Raw genomic sequence first — 18160 nt, 5'->3', positions numbered from 1 at the left:
CCGCGGCTTGCGCGCCTCGTCGGCTGGCGCGTCGCGACGCTCGTCGCCGCGCCCGCGTCCGCGCCCACGTCCGCGCGAGCTGCCCGACCCCGCGCCGGACCCCGCGCCCTTCCGCCCGTCGTCCTTCCGCTTCCCGCCGGGGGTGCGACGCACCTTGCCGGCCTCCGCCAGCTTGTCCGACCCGGTGAGCTGCGAGGTGAGGAACGCCACCGCGTCGCCCGTGGCCGCCTCGACGACGCCCTTGGCCTCCTCCCAGCCCTCCTCGGTCACCACATTGGGGCGGGCGCCCTCCTTGGGCGCCTCGAAGGCGGAGAGCGGCACCCTCACCGGCTTCTCGCCCTCGAGCCTCAGCGACACCGTCTCGCGCGGCACGTCGAGCTCGCACACCTTGGCCGGCCCCTCGGGAGTCTGCACCGTGGCGTTCATCTTGGGCGCGCGCGACTTGAAGTCCTTGTAGGCGTCGTACTCGTAGCGCAAGCAGCACATGAGGCGCCCGCAGAGGCCCGATATCTTCTGGGGGTTGAGCGAGAGGTCCTGCTCCTTGGCCATGCGGATGGACACGGGGCAGAACTCCCCGCCCATGCGCTTGCAGCACAGCTCCTGGCCGCAGTGGCCCAGCCCGCCCACGATGCGCGCCTCGTCGCGCACGCCGATCTGGCGCATGTCGATGCGCACGTGGAAGTGGGACGCGAGCCTGCGCACGAGATCGCGGAAGTCCACGCGCTCCTCGGCCTCGAAGTAGAACACCGCCTTGTCTCCGTCGAAGAGGAACTCGACGGAGACGGGGTGCATGTCAGCATGGGCCTCGGCGGCCATGGCCTTGAACTGCGGCAGCGCCTCGAGGCTGCGCTGCTCGAGCTCCGCGGCGCGCTCCACGTCCTCGGGCGTGGCCAGGCGCTTCACCGGCTTGAGCGGGGTCTTGAGCGCCTTCACCTCGCGCTCGTCCACCTCGATGACGTCACTGGCGGCGCGGCCGAACTCGATGCCGCGCGCCGTGGTCACCACCACCGGGTCGCCCTTGCGTATCTCCAGGTCACGGGGGTCAAACCAGAGGGTACGCGGATTGTAGGCTATGTTAATGGGTGCTACCCGAACCATTGAGGACCTCTCTTATCTCGAACAGGAGCACGTCGATGCACGTCTCCGGGGACACATTATACGCAAGGGCCTCCTCGCAGCGATCCACCGCCGCGAGCGCCCGGGCAAGCGCCGCCTCGTCGGCGACGCAGGCCGCATCCTCGATCGAGGCGCGCGCGTCGGCGTTGATGACAAGCTCCGGCGCGCCGGCCGCCTGGGCCATGACGTCGCGCAGCCACGAGGCCGTGATGGCCGTAAGCTGGCGCAGGCACTCGGTCGACTTGGCCGTGATCTGGCGCTTGTTGCGCGCCTCGATCTGGCGAATGGCCGACTTGGCCAGGAAGTCCGCGTTCTCGGCCAGCTCCGCCTCCTGCGACTCGCGCACCACGTCAAGGGGCAGCTTGGAGGCCGTCACCAGGTCGGCGGCGTACCCGATGACATCCCAGTCGTCGGCGCGGCGCAGCGAGGCCAGCACGTCGAGGACCTGGGAGCGGAAGTGCAGCCGCTCGTTGCCCGGCGCGCGCAGAAACTCGCAGGCCCGCGTGATGGAGCCGCCGCAGGCCTCGATGGCCACGCGGGCCGTCTCGAGGGAGGCGCCGGTGTTCTGCCGCACGATGCCGGCGGCCTCGCCGGCGGGGATGTGGCGGAAGGGCACCACCTGGCAACGCGACACGATGGTGGGCAGCACCGACTCGCGGGTGCGCCCGAGCAGGATGATGACCACGTCAGCCGGCGGCTCCTCAAGGGTCTTGAGGAAGGCGTTGGCGGCAGAGGTGCCCAGAAGGTCGGCCCGGTCGATGATGTAGACCTTGGTCTTGGCCTGGATGGGCGCGAGCGAGGTGTCGGCGACGATGTCGCGGATCTGCTCGACCAGGTAGCCCGCGGCGCCCTCCGGCGCGTAGTAGCGCACGTCGGGGTGTTTGCGGCGCATGACGCGATCGCACGCGGTGCATGCCCCGCAGCGCCCGCCGCGCGGCCCCTGGGGGCCCTTGGGGCACATGACGGCCTGGGCGAGGGCATAGGCGGCGAGCGTCTTGTTCGATCCGGCCGGGCCGGCGAACAGGTAGGCATGGGTCAGACGCTCGGTGCTCACGCTCGTGCGCAAAAAGTCGCGCACCTGGGGCTGCCCGAGGATGTTCTCGAATGCGTCAGGCACGGGCGCTCCCCTCGGCGCACGCGCCAGACCCCGCGGGCCGATCGAGCCACGCCTGGAGGGCGCGCTTGTCATCGAGCACGGAGAAGTAGGCCTCGTCGCACGTCGCGGCGTCGGCCATCCAGGGGAACAGGTCGGCCAACTCGCCGAACACCTGGGCCGCCGTGGCCGAACGGGCGCCCGAGGAATCCACCACGCGCACGCGGGCCGGATCACGTCGGGCCAGGTCGAGGAAGGCGTCGTTCACGCGGGCGTGGAAGGCCGCGCCCGCACGCTCAAGGCGGTCGCCCGCCGTGCCGCGAGTGGCGCGCCCGAGCGAGGCGCGGGCGTCCCCGGCGGTGAGCACGAGGGTGCGATCAGGTGCGACGCCGCCCGTGGCGAAGGCGTTGGCAGCCTCCACGAAGTCGGCGGGCAGGCCCCGTCCGGCCACCTGGTAGGCCAGGGTGGAGTCGGAGAAGCGATCGCACAGCACCACGGCACCGCGCTCGAGGGCCGGGCGGATCACCTTGGCCGAGAGCTGGGCGCGCGCCGCCTCGTAGATGAGCAGCTCGGCCTCGTCAGCCAGGCCCTCGTTGGCCGGGTCGAGCACGATGGCGCGCAGGGCCTCCCCCACCGCCGTGCCGCCGGGCTCGCGCAGGCACACCACCTCGCGCCCGGCGTCGGCGAGCGCCCGGGCCAGAAAGCGGATGTGGGTGGACTTGCCCGCCCCGTCGCCGCCCTCGAAGGTGACGAGCACGCCGCGCGGGACGCCCGCCTCTCCCCTGCCCATCGCCGGCCCCTACCGCGCGCCCAGGGCGCGCTCGCGCACGGCGTCAGCCACGGCGTCGGCCACGCGGGGGTCGAAGGGATCGGGCATGATGAAGTCCTCGGAGAGCTCCTCGTCGGAGACGAGGGAGGCGAGCGCCTCGGCGGCGGCAAGCTTCATCTCCTCGGTGACGCGCTCGGCGCGGGCCTCCAAGGCGCCGCGGAAGATGCCGGGGAAGGCGATGACGTTGTTGACCTGGTTCGGGAAGTCCGAGCGCCCCGTGCCCACCACGCGCGCGCCGGCGGCCTTCGCCTCATCGGGGAAGATCTCCGGCGTGGGATTGGCCATGGCGAAGACGATGGCGTTGTCGGCCATGGAGGCCACCATGGCGCCGCTGATGACACCGGGGGCCGACACGCCGATGACCACATCGGCGCCGACCATCGCATCAGCGAGGGTTCCCTGCGCGTCAGCGAGGTTGGTGCGGGCCAGCATGGCGCGCTGGGCGTCGTTCATGCCCTCGTAGGCCGAGCTCAGGATGCCGCGCACATCGCACATGGTGACGTCGGCGAACCCGTAGGAGAGCAAGAGCTTGGCGATGGCGATGCCCGCCGAGCCCGCGCCGTTCACCACCACCTTGGCGGCGCGCGCGTCCTTGCCCACCAGGCGCAGGGCGTTGATGACGCCCGAAAGCACGACGATGGCGGTGCCGTGCTGGTCGTCGTGGAACACGGGGATGTCGAGCGCGTCGTTCAGGCGCGCCTCGATCTCGAAGCAGCGCGGCGCGGCGATGTCCTCGAGGTTGATGCCGCCGAAGGCCGGGGCGATGCGCACGCACGTCTCGACGATCTCGTCCACGTCCTGGGTGTCGAGGCACACGGGGAACGCATCCACGCCGCCGAACTCCTTGAACAGCGCCGCCTTGCCCTCCATGACCGGCAGCGCGGCCAGAGGACCGATGTTGCCCAGGCCGAGGACGGCGCTGCCGTCGGTGACGACGGCCACGGTGTTGCGCTTGAGGGTGTAGTCGTAGGCGCGCTCCGGATCCGCGGCGATGGCGCGGCAGGGCTCAGCCACGCCCGGCGTGTAGGCCACGGCCAGGTCATGACGGTCCTCGATGGCCATCTTCGGCGTGGTCTCGATCTTGCCACCCCAGGCCCGATGCTGCTGCAGTGACTCCTCGGCGATATCCATGGCGCGTGCTCTCCCTCTCGTACGATGCGTCTATAACCTGCTCATTGTACCCCAAGCCCCTCGCGCTCCCACCTCCGGCACGCAAGCTGCACCGTTTCCGCACCACAGGCGCCAAGAGCCCCCCCGCTGTCGTCGCGCCGGCGCAGCACCAGGGCGACGGCTTTCGACGCGACGAGGCGCGCCGTTTCGCGCACCTGCCTCCCCGGGGCCGCGCCAGCGCGCTACACTGTCCTCTCAGTCAAGGAAGGGAGGCAGACATGCCAGCTGACGAAGAGGGCCTCGCACGCGGGCTCACGCGCGAGGCCGTGGCCGCAGCCGCCTACGCGGCGGTGCGCGCCTGCGCCGTCACCCTGCGCCCCGACGTGCGCGCCGCTCTGGAGGCAGCCCGTGCGGCCGAGGGACCCGAAAGCCGCGGGGCGGCCGTGCTCGACCGCATCCTGGAGAACGCCGCCATCGGCACGGCAGACGCTGTGCCGATCTGCCAGGACACCGGCACCGTGTGGGCATGCCTGGAAGTGGGCCGCGAGCTTTTGGTGCCCGGGAACGTGCTCGACGGGGTAGACGACGCGGTGGCCCGCGCCTACCGCGACGGCGCCCTGCGCATGAGCGTGCTGGCCGACGCGCTGCTCGACCGCGTGAACACCGGGGACAACACGCCCGCCTTCACCGAGCTGCGCCTCGTCCCCGGGCGCGGTGCCACGCTCCATGTCATGCTCAAGGGCGGAGGCTCGGACAACGCCTCCCGCGTGGTGATGCTCGCGCCCGGCGCCGGGCGCGACGGCGTGCGCGAGGCCGTGCTCGACTGCGTGCGCGAGAAGGCCGCCAACGCCTGCCCGCCGCTCATCATCGGCGTGGGGGTAGGCGCCACCTTCGACCGCGTGGCGAGCCTGGCCAAGCACGCGCTGCTACGCCCCGTGGGCGCGCCGGCCTCCTCGAACGGGGCGGCGGCCTTCGAGGCCGAGCTGCTCGAGGCGGTGAACGCCCTCGGCATCGGACCGGCGGCCCTCGGCGGCGCCACCACCGCCCTCGCCGTGCACCTGGAGACGGCGCCCTGCCACATCGCCGCGCTGCCGGTAGCCGTGAACATGGGCTGCTGCGCCATGCGCTCGCAGTCTGTCGAGCTGGTGAGCTGGGAGACCGGAGCGCCGGCAGCCGAGAAGGGAGGCGCGCGATGAGCGGGCTGACGCAAGGCGCCACGGGCGCGCAGGACGCGGGCATGCGATACGCAGCTGGCGCGGAGCACGCGATCGAGACGCCGGCAGCGGCCGACGCCACGCGAGACGCAGGCGCCGAGGCCGGGCGCAGGCCGGCACGGCTCACGCTGCCGCTCTCCCGCGAGGATCTGGCCGCTTTGCGCGCTGGCGACGAGGTGCTGCTCAGCGGCCCGGTCTACACGATGCGCGACGCCGGGCACGAGCGCGCGCTCGCCGCGCTCGACGCGGACGGAGCGCTGCCCTTCGGCCTTGACGGCGCCACGCTCTTCTACGCCGGCCCCACGCCCGCAGCCGCCGGCCGGCCCCTCGGATCGGTGGGCCCCACCACCGCCAGCCGCATGGACTTCGCCACGCCCCAGCTCATGGAGGCCGGCATCGTCGCCACCATCGGCAAGGGCAAACGCTCAGCCGCCGTCGCCGAGGCCTGCCGAGCCACGGGCGGCGTCTACCTGTGCGCCGTCGGCGGCATCGCGGCGCTGCTCGCCACGCACGTGACCGAAAGCGAGCTTGTAGCCTGGGAGGACCTGGGCACCGAGGCGCTGCGCCGCCTCGAGCTAGCCGACTTCCCCGTCTTCGTGGCCATCGACGTCACCGGCACCGACCTCTACCGCCAGGTGGAGGCCGGCGTCCGCCCCTAGCCTGCCGCACCGCAGACGCACAGGGTCGCCGGGGGCGTCTGCCCGGCTGCGGTCGTGGGGGGGCGCCTGCCCGGCTGCGGCCGTCGGGCTCCGCCCGGGCGGCTGCGCGCAGCCGGGCAGGATTTTCCGCGATTTCCTGCGAGAAAGCGCAAGTTTGCATGCCTGCGGCCGCCTCCAAGAGGAAACCGCAGGCATCACCCCACCTGTTTCCCCAGGTGACGCCTTGAGAGACGCGGCGTCGGGAGCCGAACGCGGCCTCCCCCGCCTCCTCGCCCCATGCAAACCCCGGCTTTTCTCGCAGGAAATCGCGGCATCGGGCGCCCGGAGGCGCGGCCATCCACGACAACGCCGCGACCCCGCACGCCCCAGCCTCGCTCCTCCCGCCTCAACGGAGGTGGTACGCGCCCGTCGACAGGCAGCGCAGCGCCCGCCTCAAGACGCGCCGCCGCTCGGCGAAGTCGGGCACGGTGCAGCGCCAAGGGGTTCCCGACTTCCGCATCAGCGCCATCATGACCTCGTGGAACAGAAGCGCGTCGTTGAGCTGCTCGTGGGTGAGGGGCACCACGTCGATGCCGGCCGCTCCCAAGCGCACCTGGCGCACCGCATCGCGCACGAGCCGCTCCGTGCCATGGGCCTCGCGGCCCTGGTACTCGAGGGCGACGCCGCGCTCGGGCCAGAGGAGGTCGCACACATACGAGCCGACGCCCCGCCCAGAGTCGGCCGCCTCGACCAGCTCCGACACGCGACTCTGCCCGTCAGGGCTGCAGTTGATCAGGGGCATGCCGCAGCCGTATCCCCCACGACGGGTCGAGAGGGCGGCCAAGAGCGCGGTCTTGGCCTCGGGCGGCGAGAGGGCGCCCTCCGCCACCAGCGGAAGCGCCCGCCGAGCTGCCCGCACGCCGCGCGCGCCCTCGCAGCGGGCCACGAAGCGCTCGAGCGACCTCCGCGTCGTCACCGGATGCCTCCAGGAAAACCCTCGATCATCGCCCGGCCTGAGCACGTAGCCGGCGCACAGCTCGGCGGCAAGCGCGACCAGCTCGAGAAAGGGCAGCTCGGCGGCGAGCTGCACAAAGAGGGCCTCCGGACCCGCCACATAGACCGTCGCGTCGTCAGAGGCCGGCGAGCCCCCAAGCCGATAGTAGGCACCACGAGGAAGCGGCTGGCCTCGCACATGCGCGACCACGCCGGCAACCTGGGGCCGAAGGGCCGCAGAGGCAACTTCGACATGCACCGGCCGGGCAACTGAGCCGGCGACGAGGGAGGCGATGGCCGCTGCGGCTGAGCCAGGGCGGGCGGAGGCCTGCGGGAGCGCACGCGAAGGAGCCAGCGCGTCAAAACGGCTGCGCCAGAGCTCCAACGCCGATATCCCCCAGACGAAAATGGCCATGGGAGAACCGTAGCAGGATGTGGGAATCCCCCTGTAAACGGCCATTTACGTTTGCGCGGAAAGACGCAAAACGCCCACATGACGCCGAGGCTGACGCGCCGCCGCCAACCGGAGCACAGCCCGCGCGGCGACCGCAGCCGAAAAAGCGGGCGAGAGGTGCCAGGCCCATGGGAGAACCAGCAAGCCACGCCGACAAGCGGAGCACGCTGCCCCCTCGGCGAGGCGTCGGCACCACGCGATGGAATCAGGCGAAAAAACACCTCGTTTTCTGTGAGAAAGTGCGGCTTTGCATGGCAGGAGCCGGCCCGCTCGCCCGTAAGGAGCGAGCCTGACTCGCATAATCCCAGGTCGCCATCGCCTACGCCAGCGAAGCCGGCGCGAAATCGCAGTGCCAACGATCTCCCCGCATGCAGACCCGCACTTTCTCGCAGGATCAGACGCAGAAAAACGCCCAGCCCCAAAGGGGGCGCTCCCACGCCCCTCGCCCGCGCCCCGCGCCCGCGCCTCGACGCCCCCGCCAATCGCTCCTCCACACAAAAGAGGGCCGCCCGCGCTATCGCGGACGGCCCCTCGCTTCCCTGTGCGGGCGCCCCTACTTCTTGGCGGGCGCCTTGCGCCTGCCGCCCTTCGCGCCCTTGCCCTTGCGCGCGCCGGCCTTCTCCTCCTGCTCCTTGGCCGGGCAGTCGAAGTTGGGGCAGAGCTTCCACGGGCCGCGGGCCGTGGTCACGACGACCATCGGCGCGCCGCAGGCCTCGCACACCTCGTCGGTGGCCGTGAGCGCTCCGTACTGCGGCAGCGGGTAGCGCGTGCCGCACTCGTCGAAGTTCTCGCAGGTCACCGACCGCTTGAGCGTACGCGGGTTGCGACGGGCCACCAGCTTGGCCTCCTTGCCGGCGGCCTTGCACGTCGGGCACTGCCCCACCACCACGTCGGGCTCCTGGTTCGTGGAGCAGTTAGGGTCGATGCACACGGTACGCGGCTTGCTGCGGAAGGCCGTCACCTTCACCTGGGGCATGCCGCAGGTGGGGCACGGCTCGGGCACCGCCTCGATCTTGCCCTTGGGCAGCGGGTAAGTCACGTCGCACTCCGGCCAGCCGGCACAGCCGATGAACATCGACTTAGTCTTCTGCGATGCGCGGATCTGCAGGTCCTTGCCGCATTTGGGGCACGGCCCCACGTAGGCGTCGGCGGCCACGGCGTCGGCCAGGGCCTCCTTCACGTCCTCCGAGTGCGGCAGCAGCTCGCCGAGCTCCTGGGACAGCAGGTTGCGCGAGGTGCCCACCACCGCGTCACGCGTGGTGGCGCCCGCGGCGATGTCGTCCATCTTCTGCTCGAGGTCGGCCGTCATGTCCGGGTGCGTGATGTGCGGCGCGAACTTGTCGAGCGCGTCCACCACGGCCATGCCCAGCTGGCTCGGCTCGATGGGATCGTTCTGGATGTACTTGACCGTGTAGAGACGCTCGATGATGGCGTGGCGCGTGGACTTGGTGCCCAGGCCCAGCTTCTCCATCTCCTGGATGAGGCGTCCCTGGCTGTAACGCGCAGGCGGCTCGGTCTGCTTCTTGACGCAGGTGGCGCCGTTGAAGGCCACCGACGCGCCCTCGCCGAGCGCCGGGAGCGTCTCGTCCTTCTTGAGGCCATAAGGGTAGATGGCGCGGAAGCCCGGCTCCACCAGCACGTCGCCCTTGGCCACGAAGGGCTCGCCGGCCACGTCGAGGGACACCTTGGTGCCCTCCACCACCGCCGGGCCCGACAGCGTCGCCAGGAACCGGCGCGCCACCAGGTTGTAGAGCTTGAATTCCGCAGGCGGCAGGTCGTCGGGCGTGGCCTTGGCCGTCGGGTAGATGGGCGGGTGGTCGGTGGTCTCCTTCTTGCCGCGGGTGGCCTTGAGCGCGCCCTTGGACAGGAGCTCCTTGCAGTAGGGCGCGTAGGCGGGGTTGCCGCTCACGGTGCGCACCACCTCGGTCAGGTCGAGCGAGGAGGGGTAGACCGTGTTGTCCACGCGCGGATAGGAGATGTAGCCATCCATGTAGAGGGACTCGGCCAGGCGCATGGTGCGGGCCGGCGAGAGGCCCTCGGATGAGGCGGCGGCCAGCAGCGACGTGGTGTTGAACGGGACGGGGGCGGGCACCGTGCGGCGCTTCTTCTCCACGGCGGCCACGCGCGCGCTCGTGGCGCCCGCGACGGCGGCCATGGCTGCCTTGGCGGCGGCCTCGTCCTTGAAGCGCGCCGTGGCGTGGCCGGCCTCGAAGGCGCCCGGGCCGTCGCCGGCGGTGGGGCCGGCGGTCGCGTCGGCGTCGAAGGCGCCGCGGATCACCCAGTAGTCCTCGGGCACGAAGGCCATGCGCTCGCGCTCGCGCGCCACGATGAGGGCGAGGGTGGGCGTCTGCACGCGACCCGAGGAGCGCACGTTGCCGTAGCCGGCGAACTTCACGAGCGTGAGGTAGCGGGTGAGTACCGCGCCCCAGATGAGATCGATGTCCTGACGCGAGGCGCCGGCCTGGGCCAGATCCTCGTCCATGGCCACCAGGTTGGAGAACGCGCCCTGGATCTCGGCCTTGGTGAAGGCCGAGTAGCGCGCGCGGGACACGGGCGCCGTGGGGTTGACCTCGCGGCAGCAGGCCAGCGCGTCGGCGCCGATGAGCTCGCCCTCGCGGTCGAAGTCGGTGGCGATGACGATGGAATCGGCCTTCTTGGCCAGGTTCTTGAGGGAGCGGATGATGTCCTTCTCCTTGGGGAGCTTCTCGATGGGCGCGTAGACCAGGTACGGCAGCGCCTCCATCTTCCAGGACTTGAGCTCCACGCCGTCCTCGGTGAACGGCTTCTTCTTCTTGAAGGGGGGACGCGCGAGCGCGTCGGGGATGTCGGCGGGGATGGCCTCGCCCTCGGCGGTGACGCCCTGCCAGCCGCCGCGCTTCTTGTAGACGAGCTGCGGGGCAAAGTCAGGCTCGAGGATGTGGCCGCGCAGGCCGATGGTCACCCACTCCTCGCCGTCGACGTCGAATCGGTAGACCGGGGTGGAGAACACCTTGTCGGCCTTGGGCTTGCTCGCCCCCAAGAGATAGGCGATCTTCTGGGCGGCGTCGTTCTTCTCGGTAACCACCAGTTTCACGGGGTTGCCTCCTGTCCTTGCGGCCCGCGGCGCAGGCCCTCTCGTTCACACGGTTGCCCCACTTCATTTGTTTTACGTGTGCGGGGATGGGGCGCCGGAGCGCCTTCGGCGGCCGCGCGGCGAAGGGCCGGCGCGACGCGAGCCATAGGATACACGATTTTGCCGTGCAGGCCGAAAAAGCACAAAAACGCGCGAGCATGACCGGGGTGAGCACGAAGGAGAACGCGGAGAACCTTCGCTTTTGGCGTCCGTTTCGCAAATTCGAGCGGTTTTGCACCCAAGGGCGCGCCCGGATGAGCTAAACAGCGCCGCTTTTTGCCGAAAACAAGGCGCGACCGACACTCCAGAGGGCCTCGTGCGGCAAACCCCGGTGCAAAACCGCTCGAATTTGCGTGCCAAGCGCCAAAAGCAGAGGTTTCGATCCTCAGTCAGGAGAAAGCGCTACCAGTCGCCGCGGAGGCGGCGCTGGTAGGCGCGCACGACCTGGGACAGCGCGAAGCACACCACGAAGTACATAAGCGCCATGAGGGCGAACAGCGCGAAGATCTGCGTGGTGGAGTTATAGCTGTTCATGAGGATCATGCCGCGGCCCATCAGCTCCTGGAGCGCCATGGCGCCCCACAGATACGACGTGTCCTTGATGGTGGTGACGAACTGCGAGAGCAGCGCCGGCACCATGTTGCGCAGCGCCTGGGGCAGGATGATGAAGAGGTACATCTGCGGCGCCGAGAATCCCTGGGACCGCGCGGCCTCGTACTGGCCCACGGGCACGCCGGCCAAGCCGCCGCGGACGATCTCGGCCACCGACGCGCTCGTGAACAGGGTGAAGGCGAGCACCGCGGCTGGCAGGGGCGGCAGCTGGGCCACGAAGAACGTGAACATGATCCACAGGAGAAGCGGCGTGTTCTTGAAGAGCTCGACGTAGGCCATCGACAGCCCCCGCAGCACCCGCAGGCGCGAGCCGCGCAGGATGGACAGCACGGCGCCAAGCGCCACCGAGCAGGCGATGGAGAGCGCCGATATGACGAGGGTGAGGCCCAGGCCCTCCAACATGAAGCGGATGTTCACCCAGGTGAGCAATGACAGGACGTCGCTCATCGCCCGCTCCTTCCCCGTTTGCCGCGCGCCGGTCCGCGCCTGCGGCGGGGACGCGGCAGGGCGCCGTGCGGCATCGTGCGACCCGCGCCCGCGCCGGGGCGACCGTGGCCGAGTCGCCGACGGCCGGCTCGCGTGTGAAGCGCCTGCCAGGCGCGCATGCGGTCGCCGTCGGAGGCCGCGAGCGCCTCCTGGGCCGCCTCGAGCCCGAAGTCCGCGGCTATCTCGGCAGCCTGGCAGCCAGTAAAGGGCGCGTCGCCCGAGCCGTCGCACTCCCCTGCCGCATCCCACGCGTGAAGCGGATGGCGCGGCGAGGGCGCCTGGCGGGCCGGCACGAGCAGCGTCGCGCCCTCCATCATGGTGCCCACGCCGCCAGCGAGGGCCTCGGCGGCGGCGTGCCCGGTGATGTCGTGGGATCCGGGCGTGACCTCCACCGGGTCGCTCGCCAGCTCCTCGGAGGCGTCGCCAGTGGCGACGTGTCGGTGCACGAGCATCCGATGCTCCAGGTAGACCGCCGCACGGGAGAGCGGAAAGCAGATGGCGAAGTAGAGCACGGCCGCCGCCACGTAGGCCGGTCCGTAGTAGCTCGTGTCGCCGGCGAACGAGTTGGAGAAGTACATGAGCTCCCCGCCGGCGATGAGGGCGAGTACCGAGGTGTTCTTCACAAGGTTGGCGGCCTGCACGGCCAAAGGCGGCAGGATGATGCGCATGGCCTGGGGCAGTATGACGAGCGTCATCGTCTGAACGGGCGAGAAGCCCTGGGAGCGCGCCGCCTCGAACTGCCCGCGATGGATGGAGCCGATGCCGGAGCGCACCACCTCGGAGATGTAGCCGCCGTGGTAGACGCCGATGGCGAGCACGCCGATCCAGAACGACGCGAGCGACAGGCCGAGGAGCGGAAACACCGCGTAGAGCACGAACACCTGCAAGAGCAGCGGGATGTTCTGCACCACCTCGACGTAGACGCGGGTGACGATGCGCAGGACACGATGGCGCGACACGGAGAGCACGCCGAACGCGAACCCGAGCGCAAGCGCGATGACGAGCGCGAGCGCGGAGATGCCCACCGTGGTGCCGAAGGCCGCCAGGATGTCCGGCCAGCGCTCGGCGAGCGCCGCCCACTTGTAGGGTGCAAAGACCTCGCCCATCACGCCCCGCCCCCTTCCGCGCCCGCGGGGGCGCCGGCGCCGGGTGCGTCGTCGGCCGGATCCCCCGCGCCAAGGCCCGCGCCGCCCGCCGCCTCCTCGGCCTCCACGTCAGCCTCGGTCACAAGCGACAGCCCCCAGCGCTCCTTGAGCGCGCGCAGGGTGCCATCGGCCTCCATGGCGGCGATGGCCTCGTCGATGGGGGCCGACAGCGCGCTGCCCTTGCGCGTGGCCACGCCGTACTCCTGCGGCGCGAACTGCGTGGGCAGCAGGAACGTGGAGGCGTCCTGGTAGCCCAGGAGGATGGAGCTGTCCACCGAGAAGGCGGCCACGCGCCCGGCCACGAGCGCGATCTTGATCTCGGGATAGGTGGCGTACTCGGCGAACTTGAGCGTGATGCCCAGCTCGCGCGCGGCCTGTCCCAGCTTGTCCTTGGTGGTGGCCGAGAGCGCCACGCCCACCGTCTTGCCGTCGAGCCCGGCCAGGTCGGTGATGCCCGAGTCCTTGCGCACGAGCACGCCGATGTGGTCGATGTAGTAGGGCCGCGAGAAGTCGTAGCTGCGCTTGCGCTGCTCGGTGATGGTGAAGGTGGCCAGCGTCGCGTCGAGGGTGCCGTTGTCGAGCATGGCACCGCGCGTGGTCACGTTCACGCCTGTCACCTCGAGCGCGTCGGAGCTGCCCTTGAGGCGGGCGGCGAGCTCGCGGGCCACGTCCACCTCGAGCCCCTCCACCGAGCCGGTCTCGGGGTTCTGGAAGCCGAAGCCGGGGACGTCGATCTTGGTGCCCACGCGCAGCACGTCGCCGGACGGGGCGCAGCCGGACAGCAGCGAGCCGGCGCCTCCGACGAGGCACGTGGCGGCCAGGGCGGCCGACAGGCGCGTGAAGGCGCGCCGGGAGAGGTTCGCGGAGGCGAGCGAGGAGCGGATCGGCCCGTTCACGGGACGCCTCCTAGAGGATCTTCGAGAGGAACGCCTTGATGCGGGCGTTGTCCGTCTCGCCGAAGATGTAGTCGGGCGTGCCCTCGTCCACCACCAGGCCGTTCTCCATGAACACCACCTTGTCGGCGGCGTCGCGGGCCAGGCCCATCTCGTGGGTGACCATGACGATGGTCATGTTGGTCTCCGCGAGCGACTTGATGACGTCGAGCACCTCGTTGACCATCTCGGGGTCAAGCGCGCTCGTCGGCTCGTCGAGCAGCATGATCTTGGGGTGCATGTTGAGGGCGCGGGCGATGGCCACGCGCTGCTGCTGGCCGCCGGAGAGCTGGTCGGGGTACTTGTCGAGTTTAGACGCGAGCCCCACGCGCTCCAGGTAGGCCACGGCAGCCTCCTCGGCCTGGGCCTTGGGCACCTTGAGCACCTTCTCCGGGGCGAAGGTGACGTTCTCGAGCACCGTCTTGTGAGGGTAGAGGTTGTAGCCCTGGAACACCATGGCCACCTCGCTCGCGAGCTTGCGCGTGTCCACCTTGCGCGCCATGAGATCCATGCCGTCCACGATGATGTCACCCGAGTCAGGTCGCTCAAGCGCGTTGATGCAGCGGATGAGGACGCTCTTGCCCGAGCCGGACGGCCCGATGATGACGACCTTCTCGCCCTCGTCCACGTCGAGCGAAACGCCCTTGAGCGCCTCGACCTTGCCGAAGTTCTTGCGGATGTCCCGGACGGAGATGAGGGGATCCACGCTGCCACGCTCCTATCTGCTCCTCAACCGATAGCCTCGTGACATGGTAGCGCCGCGGCCGGCGCCGTTGATTTCGCGGGGTAAACAGGACCTCGACGGTTGGCGGACGCCCGCAGCGCCCCCCTCGCCGTCAGGACGCCGAGGGGCCGGCGGACGCGCCCGACGCCGCCCGGGCCGCCTCGGCCTCCTCGCGGATGAGCACCCGCTCCATGGCAGCGATGGCGCAGGCCAGTTGCTCGTCGTCCGGCTCGTTGGTGGTGAGGTACTGCATCTGCATGCCCGGCCAAAGGATCACCTTGACCAGCGGGTTGTCCGGATGGGAGCCGGCCCACTTCACCGTGATCTCGTAGGAGATGCCGGCGATGACGGGCATGAGCAGGATGCGCACGACCACCACGAGCGCGAGCTTCGGCGCGCCGTCCGGCACGCCCCACGCATCGATGAGCGCGTTCACGGGGAAGATAGTGTACACAAAGATGGCGATGACCATCACCATGATGAGGAAGGCCGTGCCGCAGCGCACGTGGAGCCGCGGGAAGGAGCGCGCGTTCTCAGGCGTGAGGGGCAGCTCGTGCTCGTAGCAGTGGATGGTCTTGTGCTCGGCGCCGTGGTACATGAACATGCGGCGGATGTCCTCCATGCGCCCGATGAGCCACAGGTAGAAGACGAACACGGCCACGCGCAGGAGCCCGTCGACGACGTTCCAGAGCACCGTGTGCTGATCGTACTCGCCCACGATGAGGTTGGTGATGAAGGCCGGCGCCACGATGAACAGCACCACGCCCAACACGAGCCCCAGGCCCATGGCCACCGCCATCTCGCGCTTGCCGAAGGAGTCCTCGGAGTCGGCGGGCGCGGCGGGCGCGGCAGACTCCGGCGCGGCAGGCTCCGGCGCGCCCTCGACCACCTCGAGCACACGCTGGGCGCCCAGGGCGTCCACCATCACCTCGGGCCGGCCGAAGTCCCGACCCCACGAGAAACGGCCTGCCCCGTCGGCGCCGGGCTGGCGCGAGCCAGCGGGCGCATCCGCGGGATGCTCGGCGGACGCCACGTCGGCCACCGCCTCGGCCTCGGCGTGATCCTCCAGCGCCACGGCCTCCTCGGCCGCCCGAGAGGCGCCCTCCTCGTCGCCGAAGGCGTGGAGCGCCGCTATCTCAAGGGCCTTGTAGCCGAGCATGAGCGACTCGACGAGGGCGCGGCAGCCGCGCACGAGCGGCCAGTACATCCAGCCGTTGCTCTCGGCACCGCTCGCCAGGTCGTGCTCCTCCACGTAGATGCCGCCGTCGGGCTCGCGCACGGCCACGGCCCAGTTGTAGCGGCCGCGCATCATGATGCCCTCGATGAGGGCCTGGCCGCCCACATGGGTCTTGCGCGCGCCGTCCTCCGCGAACGCGCGCGAGAGGTCGCCTCCCTTCCCCATGAGACCGCCCGCTAGCCGCGCGTCACGCGGGGATAGGGGTTTCCGCAGGTCATCTTGCCCTCAGGGCAGGCCCCGTGGACGCAGGGGGCGCCGGCGTCCCCGAAGATGAAGGGGGCCGTGGGGCGCGCGAGCTCCAGCATGCGGTGCGCCAGCTCGCGGATCTCCCACTGGGCGCGGTTGCAGCAGCGCAGCTCGAAGAAGTGCAGCAGCTCGCGCACGTTCATGGTGACGACGATCTTCGTCTCGGCGGCGTTGGGCAGCAGGTAGCGGGCGTCCTCGGCGGGAATGCCGGCCTCGAGCAGGCGCTCGTAGGCGGCGATGGCGGCCTCGATGGCCTCGTCGAACACGCGGCTGGCCTCCGGGTCGTCGGCCACTGAGCCGGGCTTGACCGTTTCCAGGCCGCTCGTGAACTTGACGTAGCGTTGGGACTGCTGGTTGAAGCTGGCGATGCGGTGGCGCACCAGCTGGTGGGTGAGCGCGCGGGACACGCCGTCGATGGCGAAGGTGTAGCTCGCGTGCTCGAGGGTGGAGAAGTGGCCCGATCCCATGATGGTGGACAGCACGCTCTCCACGCGCTCGGGGGGCATGGTCTCCATGAGCTCAGCGGCGCCGACGGGCGCGTAGCACAGGCGCGCCGCCGTGGCGATGGCGCGCTCGGGGTCGGGGGTGTGGTAGAGAAGCTCGACGTGCATGGGGTTCCTTTCGAGAGGGGCCGCGCAGGCGGCCGTTCGTCCTCCGAAAGTATATCGGGCGCGCGCTGCGACGGCGGAGCCGCGCGGGCAAGCCGCCGAAAAAACACGGCGGGCCGCATCCGGGGCGGCCCCGAGGATGCAGCCCGCAGACGCGGGAGCGCTCCCGCGCGCGCCGGCGCAGGGAGCTAGAGGCGCACGCGCTCGAACATCTCGCGGCCGACGCCGCAGATGGGGCAGGCGTAGTCCTCGGGCAGCCCGTCGGGGTAGCCCTCCTCGATGTAGCCGCAGAGGGTGCACTGCCAGCCCCAGCGCTCGGCCGCGGGCTCGGCGGGGGCCGCCTCGGCGGGCGCGGCGTCGCCCTGGTAGGACGAGGCCTTAGGAGGAGTCTTGCCGCGCAGCACGGTATGGTAGTAGGCGTACGTCATGGGCTCGGCGTCCGCCAAGCACGCGGCCTCCTCCACCTCGCCGACGAACAGCAGGTGCGTGCCCACGTCGATCACCTGCTCCACGCGCACGGAGAACCGCGCGACGCCCTGGGAGGTGACGTAGGGGATCTCAGCCGCATCCAGCTCGTGCGCGCAGGTAGCGAACTTGTCGAACTCGCGGCTCGAGCGGAACCCGAAGGCGCCGATGAGGTCCATCGTGGCCCCCTGCCCGAGCACCGTGGCGGCGAAACGGCCCGTCTCCCGGACGGCCTGGGCGGTGGCATTCTCCTTGTTCAGGGCCACCGAGACCCGCGGCGGCGTGGCGGTTACCTGCTGGAACGTATTGGCCACACAGCCCACCTTGCGCTCGCCCTCCCGCGAGGTGATGAGGTAGAGCCCGTAGCTCAGGGCGTTGAACGCCGACTTGTCTATCATGGAGGCCCCTTTCGGTCTGGTCGCAGTCGCGCGGGGGCCCTGTCGCCGCCCGCCAGGAAGCAGGGTACCACGGCAGGCAAGCCGGGGTGATGCCGTGCGGGCCATCGAGCGGAAAAAGCGTCGCCGTTTCGTTTCCCGCGCGCAACCCGGCCCAGCGCCGCGCATGCCTCCTCCAGGCGCATCGCTCGCCGAATGCGTCAAAAAGGTAACGGCTGTCCGCCATGATGCGGCAAGGGCGGCCGTCATAATTACACTGTGATCAAAGTTCTACGAGCCGATGCGCAGTCGCCTCCCGGTGACGCGCATGGCGCCCTTCGCGAGGAGCATTCGCTGTTGGGCACCATCACGGGAAAGGATTGTGATGACGATGACAGCGACGCTGGCCGACAAGCTCGCCCCCTACGGGATCGACTACGTGGATGCCATGGAGCGCTTCGAGGGCAACGAGGCCCTCTTCGAGCGCCTGGCGCTCAAGTACCTGGGCGACACCCACTTCGCCGGGCTCGTGGCCGCCCTTGAGGTGAAGGACTTCGATGACGCGTACAACCAGGCGCACAGCCTGAAGGGCGTCGCCGGCAACCTCTCCCTGCGCACCCTCTACGAGGCCGCCACCTATGAGTCCGACGCCCTGCACGCCGGCGAGTACGAGGCCGCCGAGAAGCACCTCCCCCAGGTGGAGGAGGCCCACAAGAAAGCCGTCGAGGGCCTCGAGGCCCTGCGGGACGGGACGCTGTAGGCATCACGACCC

16 protein-coding genes are annotated in these 18160 nt (G+C 70.4%); 3 read left to right on the top strand and 13 right to left on the bottom strand.

All coding sequences use genetic code 11. The annotated features are described in order from the left end of the window. The 4 genes from D1643_RS00670 to D1643_RS00655 form a co-directional block, all read right to left on the bottom strand. The coding region (locus tag D1643_RS00670; RefSeq protein WP_160707630.1) for a regulatory iron-sulfur-containing complex subunit RicT at nucleotides 1-1098 on the bottom strand (1098 nt) is incomplete at its 3' end. Continuing rightward, the gene (locus D1643_RS00665) at nucleotides 1076-2233 is read right to left on the bottom strand and encodes a DNA polymerase III subunit delta' (protein WP_160707628.1); all 1158 of its coding nucleotides are present in this window, start codon (nucleotides 2231-2233) and stop codon (nucleotides 1076-1078) included. The genes D1643_RS00670 and D1643_RS00665, both read right to left, overlap by 23 nt. Next, complete coding sequence (gene tmk, locus D1643_RS00660) at nucleotides 2226-2999, bottom strand: dTMP kinase (RefSeq protein WP_160707626.1); 774 nt, start codon at nucleotides 2997-2999, stop codon at nucleotides 2226-2228. The genes D1643_RS00665 and tmk overlap by 8 nt, the downstream gene beginning before the upstream one ends. Nucleotides 3000-3008: 9 nt before the next feature. Then, nucleotides 3009-4169, bottom strand: a complete 1161-nt coding sequence (locus tag D1643_RS00655) for an NADP-dependent malic enzyme (RefSeq protein ID WP_160707624.1) — start codon at nucleotides 4167-4169, stop codon at nucleotides 3009-3011. Nucleotides 4170-4426: 257 nt separating this feature from the next. On the opposite strand from D1643_RS00655, the gene D1643_RS00650 reads away from it, so the two are divergent. Then, nucleotides 4427-5344 (top strand): fumarate hydratase, encoded by a 918-nt coding sequence (locus tag D1643_RS00650; protein ID WP_160707622.1) that lies wholly within the window; start codon nucleotides 4427-4429, stop codon nucleotides 5342-5344. Next, nucleotides 5341-6021, top strand: a complete 681-nt coding sequence (locus tag D1643_RS00645) for a FumA C-terminus/TtdB family hydratase beta subunit (RefSeq protein WP_236643257.1) — start codon at nucleotides 5341-5343, stop codon at nucleotides 6019-6021. Before D1643_RS00650 ends, D1643_RS00645 begins: the two co-directional genes overlap by 4 nt. 385 nt (nucleotides 6022-6406) lie before the next feature. On the opposite strand, the gene D1643_RS00640 is transcribed toward D1643_RS00645, so the two are convergent. The 9 genes from D1643_RS00640 to D1643_RS00600 all read right to left on the bottom strand — a co-directional run bounded on the left by D1643_RS00640 (nucleotide 6407) and on the right by D1643_RS00600 (nucleotide 17412). Continuing rightward, nucleotides 6407-7090: a hypothetical protein gene (locus D1643_RS00640; protein ID WP_160707620.1), complete on the bottom strand. Its 684-nt coding sequence runs from the start codon at nucleotides 7088-7090 to the stop codon at nucleotides 6407-6409. Between the two features lie 910 nt (nucleotides 7091-8000). Next, nucleotides 8001-10520, bottom strand: coding sequence for a DNA topoisomerase I (locus D1643_RS00635; protein WP_160707618.1), 2520 nt, complete (start codon nucleotides 10518-10520; stop codon nucleotides 8001-8003). A gap of 441 nt (nucleotides 10521-10961) precedes the next feature. Further along, on the bottom strand, nucleotides 10962-11618 hold the full coding sequence (locus D1643_RS00630) for an amino acid ABC transporter permease (RefSeq protein WP_160707616.1): 657 nt from the start codon (nucleotides 11616-11618) through the stop codon (nucleotides 10962-10964). After that, nucleotides 11615-12763, bottom strand: a complete 1149-nt coding sequence (locus D1643_RS00625; protein ID WP_160707614.1) for an amino acid ABC transporter permease — start codon at nucleotides 12761-12763, stop codon at nucleotides 11615-11617. The genes D1643_RS00630 and D1643_RS00625 overlap by 4 nt, the downstream gene beginning before the upstream one ends. Next, entirely contained in the window at nucleotides 12763-13698 is a 936-nt protein-coding gene (locus D1643_RS00620) for a transporter substrate-binding domain-containing protein (RefSeq protein ID WP_370520232.1), read from the bottom strand. Before D1643_RS00620 ends, D1643_RS00625 begins: the two co-directional genes overlap by 1 nt. Nucleotides 13699-13708: 10 nt before the next feature. Next, nucleotides 13709-14440: an amino acid ABC transporter ATP-binding protein gene (locus D1643_RS00615; RefSeq protein WP_160707612.1), complete on the bottom strand. Its 732-nt coding sequence runs from the start codon at nucleotides 14438-14440 to the stop codon at nucleotides 13709-13711. A gap of 130 nt (nucleotides 14441-14570) precedes the next feature. Next, nucleotides 14571-15860 carry a DUF1385 domain-containing protein gene (locus D1643_RS00610; RefSeq protein WP_160707610.1) on the bottom strand — a complete coding sequence of 430 codons (1290 nt, stop codon included), beginning with the start codon at nucleotides 15858-15860 and terminating at the stop codon, nucleotides 14571-14573. Between the two features lie 11 nt (nucleotides 15861-15871). Further along, nucleotides 15872-16552 carry an FAD-dependent thymidylate synthase gene (gene thyX, locus D1643_RS00605; RefSeq protein WP_160707608.1) on the bottom strand — a complete coding sequence of 227 codons (681 nt, stop codon included), beginning with the start codon at nucleotides 16550-16552 and terminating at the stop codon, nucleotides 15872-15874. Nucleotides 16553-16737: 185 nt separating this feature from the next. After that, nucleotides 16738-17412 carry a flavin reductase gene (locus D1643_RS00600; RefSeq protein ID WP_160707606.1) on the bottom strand — a complete coding sequence of 225 codons (675 nt, stop codon included), beginning with the start codon at nucleotides 17410-17412 and terminating at the stop codon, nucleotides 16738-16740. 361 nt (nucleotides 17413-17773) lie between these two features. On the opposite strand from D1643_RS00600, the gene D1643_RS00595 reads away from it, so the two are divergent. Beyond that, on the top strand, nucleotides 17774-18148 hold the full coding sequence (locus D1643_RS00595; RefSeq protein ID WP_236643256.1) for an Hpt domain-containing protein: 375 nt from the start codon (nucleotides 17774-17776) through the stop codon (nucleotides 18146-18148). Nucleotides 18149-18160: the final 12 nt, after the last annotated feature.

The sequence above is a fragment of the Enterorhabdus sp. P55 genome (genome assembly GCF_009911695.1).
Classification (GTDB): Bacteria; Actinomycetota; Coriobacteriia; order Coriobacteriales; family Eggerthellaceae; genus Enterorhabdus.
Note: the sequence above shows the minus strand (reverse complement) of the source record. Positions and strands in the feature narration are given on the sequence as shown.